The following is a 6,221-nucleotide window of genomic DNA, read 5'->3' on the forward strand; positions in this document are numbered from 1 at the left end:
CCTTTTTTTATTAACAATACTCTTCAAAAACGCCCTCTAAATGTTGCGCAATTAAAGCCGCCGAACGACCTTCGATGTGATGACGCTCAACAAAGTGAACCAACTCACCATCCTTGAATAACGCGATAGATGGAGATGATGGAGGATAAGGCAAAGTATACTCACGTGCTTTTTGGGTGGATTCTTGATCTACACCCGCAAAAACAGTCGCTAGGTTTGTTGGCTTTTTAGCCGAAGCCGAAACTGCCGCTTTCACGCCTGGACGAGCAGTCGAAGCTGAACAACCACAAACTGAATTGATAAATAATAAGGTTGTACCTGGTTTTGCCATGGTATCTTCTACTTCGGATGCCGACTTCAATTCTTGAAATCCACCTTCAACGATATCCATCCGCATGGGATGTACTAAATGTTCTGGATACATATATTTCTAGTTTATAGTTTTTAAAACACACTTACATAAATCCAAGTTCCAACTTGGCAACTTCTGACATCATATCTTGCGCGTAGGGTGGATCAAATGTTAGTTCTACAGAAACCTCTGCAATTCCTTCCACTTCCCTAATTGCTTTTTCGATGTCAACTGGAATACTTTCGGCTGATGGACAAGACGGAGAAGTTAACGTCATTAACACATACACATTATTGACTGGAAAAATTTTGATTTCATAAATCAAACCCAACTCATATACATCCACCGGAATTTCGGGGTCATATACCGTTTTAATTGCCTTTACTACTTCTTCCTTTAATTCTGCTTCGGTCATGCTACTTTTTGCTTAAGCGATTGCATGAAATGCAACAGCGTAATTCTTCATTTGTTTAACCATGGAAACCAATCCATTTGAACGTGTTTGCGCCAAATGCTGGGACATACCAATTTGATCAATGAAATACAAATCAGCTTTCATAATCTCCTCGGGTGTGTGATTCGATAAAACTCGTATCAACATACTTATCATACCTTTCACAATAATCGCTTCTGAATCTGCTTGAAAAACGAGTAAATCTCCTTGTTTCTCCGCATGTAACCAAACCTTGCTTTGGCATCCTTTAATGACATTTTCTTCTGTCTTAAAAGATTCCGACATAGGCAATAACTTTTTCCCTAGGTCAATTAAATATTCATATTTATCAGCCCAGTCTTCAAAAAGACCGAACTCTTCTACCAATTCATCCTGAGTTTGATTAATCGTGCTCATCATTAAGATAACATCATTAAACAGCGTTTTAACGCCTTAATAAACAAATCAATTTCTTCTTTCGTGTTATAAAACGCGAAGGACGCACGGCACGTTCCAACTATATCATAGCGAGCCATTAACGGTTGCGCGCAATGATGTCCTGTCCGAATCGCCACACCAAATTTGTCTAGCAACACACCGACATCCTGCGGATGCACTCCATCAATAACAAAACTTACGACAGCAATTTTTTCAGGCGCTTGGCCAACGATACGTAAACCGTCAATTTGACTTAATTGTTCAGTAGCATAATCCAATAATGATTTCTCTTGCTCCAAAACTGCATCTGCAGGTAAGGATTTCAAATAATCCAACGCAAAACCGAAGGCATATACGTCGGCAATATTAGGCGTACCCGCCTCAAATTTATAAGGCAATTCATTATAAGTAGTACCCGAAAAACTTACCTCTTTAATCATCTCACCCCCACCCTGATAAGGCGGCATCGATTCTAAAATTTCACGTTTGCCGTACAAGACTCCCACGCCCGTTGGACCAAAAAGTTTATGAGCCGAAAATACAAAGAAGTCCATATCCAATGCCTGCACATCAATATCAAAATGAGCGACTGATTGCGCACCATCAATCAGAACCTTTGCTCCTACTTGATGCGCCATGTCAATCATTTGCTTAATCGGATTGATTGTCCCAATCGCATTAGATACATGATTAACCGCAACTAATTTCACCCGATTGGATGTTAAAAGCTGTCCGTAAGCTTCCATGTCTAATACCCCAACTTCATCTACAGGGATTACTTGAACCTCAGCTCCCGTTTCTTGGGCAATCATTTGCCATGGAACGATATTTGAGTGATGTTCTAAATTGGAAACCAAAATCACATCCCCTTTTGAAAAATTCGCACGACCGAAGGTCTGGGCAACTAAATTTATCCCTGCCGTAACTCCAGCAGTAAATATGATTTGATCAGTTGAGGGTGTATTCAAAAAGTCTTTCAACTTGGTACGCGTCAACTCATAACCAGTCGTGGCTCGCTCTGCCAGCGTATGTAAGCCCCGGTGAATATTGGCATTGTCTTGGGTATAATACTGATTCAGCGCATCAATCACCACTTGTGGCTTTTGCGTCGTAGCCGCATTGTCAAAATACACCAAAGGGGCCCCATTGACCTGTTGGTCCAAAATTGGAAAATCCTTTCTAACTTGAACAATATCAAATTTATCTACCATAATTACACACTTAATGCTTGTTGTATTTTAGCGACAACCCGACTTGAAATTGATTCTTTCAAGGCAGGAATTTTTACTTTATCAATGACTTGTTGGACAAAAGCCAACATCAACAATGTTTTCGCCGCATCGAGTGATAAGCCACGTGAACGCATGTAAAACAGTGCTTCTTCACTCAGCTGTCCTGTTGTCGTTCCGTGTGAACATTTAACATCGTCAGCCCAAATTTCCAATTGAGGTTTGGTGTTCATACTCGCTTTATCTGAAGCTAATACATTTTTACAGGATTGGAATGCATTTGTCTTTTGTGCGTCAGGACGAACAAATATTTTTCCATTAAACACACCCGTTGAATTTCCAAGTAAAACACCTTTATACAATTCATTCGATTCTGAATTCGGCATGCGGTGATCAACTACCGTATGCGAATCCACGAGTTGATTATTGCTAGGCACATATAAACCATTCAAGTTCGAAATGACTTGTTGGCCATCCACATAAAAATGTAAATTATTCCGAATCAATCCTCCATTAAGTGAAAATGTAAACATATCCACTACACTTTGATCAGCTTGAAAGATGAATGTATGATCAACATGGGTAGTTGACAAACCAAAATCCTGTGTTTTTACAAAGGTCAAATGGGCATTTTTTGAAACCCAAATTTCTTGAACATAATTAGATAAAATTGATTTAGAATCCTCAGAGGAGGCTAAATCATCCACCCAAGTAAGTTCTGCACCTTCTTCTAAGTAAATCAATACTTTGATTTGAATGGCTGAGGCGATACTAACTGAGGCAAAATAAGTATGTAATACAGGTTTTTCAAGCTTCACCCCTTTCTTAACCCAAATAACTTGATGAGAACTAGCTAAAGCATCATTCAAATCATATAAAGGATTTTGATCTAGAATGGGATTACGTTCATTAAATGCCTGCATAAACTCAGGTTTTTGAGCGGCAAAACTAGCAAAATCCAGATATTCAACACCTTGAGGCAATGAACCTATAAGGGTCATTTTCCCATTTTGCGATTGAATTTCGCAGGTATTTTCTAGTGCTAATGCGGCTGAATTAACTGAGTGTTCCGAAGTATTCCAATTCCACTCGATATCATTAAGTGATTTCAAAGAGGTATATTTCCATTCTTCCCATTTATTGGTAGGAAAGCCTTTGGCCAAAAAACGATCTAGTGAGGACTGTTTTTCTTTAGAAAGCGAAATGGTTGCTAATGTATCTGTTGCCATTATTTAGTCTACTAAAGCTGAAATAATCCAATCGTATCCTTTTTCTTCTAATTCAAGTGCTAAATCTTTGGTACCTGATTTCACGATACGCCCCTTGTATAATACGTGAACGTAATCAGGAACGATGTAATCTAACAAACGCTGGTAGTGAGTCACGACAATCGTCGCGTTGTCTGGGCTTTTTAATTTATTGACTCCTTCAGCTACGATACGCAAGGCATCAATATCTAAACCTGAGTCTGTTTCATCTAAAATGGCTAGTTTGGGTGCTAAAACAGCCATTTGAAAAATCTCATTTCGTTTCTTCTCTCCACCTGAAAAACCTTCATTCAGTGAACGTGACAATAAAGACTGGTCAATGTTCACATAGGCCATCTTTTCTTTAAACATTTTCAAAAATTGAACTGCGTCTAAAGGCTCCTCACCTCTATATTTACGTATTTCATTGACGGCCGACTTCATAAAGTTAGTGGTCGAAACGCCTGGAATCTCCACAGGGTATTGAAATGCGAGAAAAACACCTTCCGCTGCACGTTTCTCAGGTGCCAGATCAAGTAAATCCTTACCAAAAAAAGAAACGGCACCCTCGGTTACCTCGTAATCTTCCCGACCGGCTAATACGGAGGCCAATGTAGATTTTCCAGAACCATTGGGTCCCATGATTGCATGAACTTCTCCCGCTTTGACCTCTAGATTGATACCTCGAAGAATCTCTTTTTCGCCGATTCGAGCATGTAAATTGGAAATAGACAGCATACGTGTGATTTAAAATTGGTAATTGAACTCAAAATTAAAACCATAAATTTTACGAAACCACACTTTATTTAGATTCACTCTAAATAAAGGCAAAATAATTCCAAATTTTAGCTATATTTGTGTCGAATTTTAAATGAAATACATATGATCACGATATCAGAATTGGCTGCGGACCGCATTAAGGAATTGCGTCAAAAAGAAGGATTAACAACTGATTTCAACATACGCGTAGCTGTTGAGGGTGGTGGTTGTTCAGGATTGATGTACAATTTGGATTTCGCATCGGAGCTAAAGGATAATGACGCCATATTTGAAGACAAGGGAGTCAAAATCATGGTAGATAAAAAATCAATTTTATATTTAGCGGGTACTGAATTAGATTTCTCGGATGGCTTAAATGGAAAAGGCTTTCAATTTAAGAATCCAAATGCATCGAGAACTTGTGGATGCGGTGAAAGTTTCTCCATCTAGATTCCTAGTGGCATTTGCCTTGACTCAAGAATAAAGGGTTTAAGCAATTGATAAACATGATATATAGGCAAACCCATAACGGTATAAAAAGAACCGTCTAATTTCTCAATTCCTGCCATCCCAATAAAATCTTGAACACCATAGGCGCCTGCTTTATCTAATGAGGCACCACCCCGTACGTACCATTCAATTTCCCAGTCGGCCAATTCCCGAAAACGCACAAAGGCAGAATCCGACGCTTTTACTATTTCGTTTGGACTAGCTAATGCGATTCCTGTAACCACTTCATGTGTTTTTCCTGATAATTTTTTAAGCATCTGCAACGCTTCTTGCTTGTTGGCCGGCTTATTCAAAATTTCATTTTCCAAAATCACCACCGTATCGGCTGCCAAAACCAACGAATTCGCACAGCTTTCAAGAAGTGCTTTCGCCTTGCGTTCGGCCAACATCACCGGAACATCTTGTAGGATCATTTCATGTGGAAATGACTCGTCCACATCCGATGGCAAGACAGTGAACTGAAAACCTGCTTGGGTCAAAATCTCTTTGCGACGTGGGGAATTCGATGCGAGTATAAAAGGTAATTGAAGGCTAAAGGAATCTTGCATGACCAAAAATAAGATTTAATCGGACGTTTTAAAAAAAATATTTAAAAACATTAGTATTTAATGTAATTACATTTAATTTTGCAACATCAAATTTCAAGTATGGGAATTTCAGCGGATTTAAAGCAAACTAAGTTTCATTCAGAGGAAAGTAAGGCGATCGTTAATGTGATCTTTACGGGAAACTGGATGATGCAGCAACAACATAATCTTTTGAAGCCTTTTGGATTGACGCCACAACAATACAATGTACTTCGAATTTTGCGTGGGCAACAAAATAATCCCATGACCGTTTTAGCAATTACCGAGCGCATGATGGACAAGATGTCAAATGCCTCTCGCCTAGTGGATAAACTTTTAGACAAAAAATTAGTTTTAAGACGTGAGTGTCCAAAAGACCGTAGGGCAGTTGATGTGATAATTTTACCCGCAGGATTAACTTTATTAGCTGAAATCGACCAGGTTCAAAAACAGTGGGAAATGACCTTTCAAGGGATTGGCGAGCATAAAATGAATCAATTAAACATCCTACTGGATGAATTTAGACAAGTATTTTCGAACAATTAAACAATAAATAAAATGAAAAAAGTAAGCCTTATTTTAGCCGCTCTAGTGATGAGCATTTCTTCTTTTGCAGCACCAAAACCTGTAAAAGTTAACACAGCAACTAGCTCAATCGCTTGGTATGCAGAAAAAGTAACTGGTAAG

The 6,221-nt window shown here is 38.9% G+C and carries 9 protein-coding genes; 2 read left to right on the forward strand and 7 right to left on the reverse strand.

Annotation, left to right across the window (positions count from 1 at the left end; translation table 11 throughout):
- Positions 1 to 10 precede the first annotated feature (10 nt).
- From AC1W6K_RS05665 to sufC, 6 genes are read right to left on the reverse strand one after another with little or no spacing between them, the layout of a single operon-like run.
- Positions 11 to 424, reverse strand: coding sequence for a BrxA/BrxB family bacilliredoxin (locus AC1W6K_RS05665; protein WP_395784245.1), 414 nt, complete (start codon positions 422 to 424; stop codon positions 11 to 13).
- A 31-nt stretch (positions 425 to 455) separates the two neighbouring features.
- The gene (locus AC1W6K_RS05670; protein WP_395784247.1) at positions 456 to 767 is read right to left on the reverse strand and encodes an iron-sulfur cluster assembly protein; all 312 of its coding nucleotides are present in this window, start codon (positions 765 to 767) and stop codon (positions 456 to 458) included.
- Between the two features lie 12 nt (positions 768 to 779).
- Positions 780 to 1,202, reverse strand: coding sequence for a SufE family protein (locus tag AC1W6K_RS05675; protein WP_481719907.1), 423 nt, complete (start codon positions 1,200 to 1,202; stop codon positions 780 to 782).
- 2 nt (positions 1,203 to 1,204) lie between these two features.
- Positions 1,205 to 2,434: a cysteine desulfurase gene (locus tag AC1W6K_RS05680; RefSeq protein ID WP_481946759.1), complete on the reverse strand. Its 1,230-nt coding sequence runs from the start codon at positions 2,432 to 2,434 to the stop codon at positions 1,205 to 1,207.
- Positions 2,435 to 2,436: 2 nt separating this feature from the next.
- The gene (sufD, locus tag AC1W6K_RS05685) at positions 2,437 to 3,681 is read right to left on the reverse strand and encodes a Fe-S cluster assembly protein SufD (RefSeq protein ID WP_481946760.1); all 1,245 of its coding nucleotides are present in this window, start codon (positions 3,679 to 3,681) and stop codon (positions 2,437 to 2,439) included.
- A 3-nt stretch (positions 3,682 to 3,684) separates the two neighbouring features.
- Entirely contained in the window at positions 3,685 to 4,437 is a 753-nt protein-coding gene (gene sufC / locus AC1W6K_RS05690; protein ID WP_481946761.1) for a Fe-S cluster assembly ATPase SufC, read from the reverse strand.
- Between the two features lie 144 nt (positions 4,438 to 4,581).
- On the opposite strand from sufC, the gene AC1W6K_RS05695 reads away from it, so the two are divergent.
- A complete protein-coding gene (locus AC1W6K_RS05695) occupies positions 4,582 to 4,908 on the forward strand; it encodes a HesB/IscA family protein (RefSeq protein ID WP_395784257.1) in 327 nt (108 codons plus the stop codon).
- Here the strand turns inward: AC1W6K_RS05695 and AC1W6K_RS05700 are convergent.
- A complete protein-coding gene (locus tag AC1W6K_RS05700) occupies positions 4,905 to 5,516 on the reverse strand; it encodes a Maf family protein (RefSeq protein ID WP_481719873.1) in 612 nt (203 codons plus the stop codon). The two genes, AC1W6K_RS05695 and AC1W6K_RS05700, sit on opposite strands and share 4 nt — an antisense overlap.
- A gap of 99 nt (positions 5,517 to 5,615) precedes the next feature.
- Here AC1W6K_RS05700 and AC1W6K_RS05705 point away from each other — a divergent pair, with 99 nt between their 5' ends.
- Entirely contained in the window at positions 5,616 to 6,080 is a 465-nt protein-coding gene (locus tag AC1W6K_RS05705; protein WP_481719875.1) for a MarR family winged helix-turn-helix transcriptional regulator, read from the forward strand.
- Positions 6,081 to 6,221 lie beyond the last annotated feature (141 nt).

The organism is Aquirufa sp., assembly GCF_964796385.1.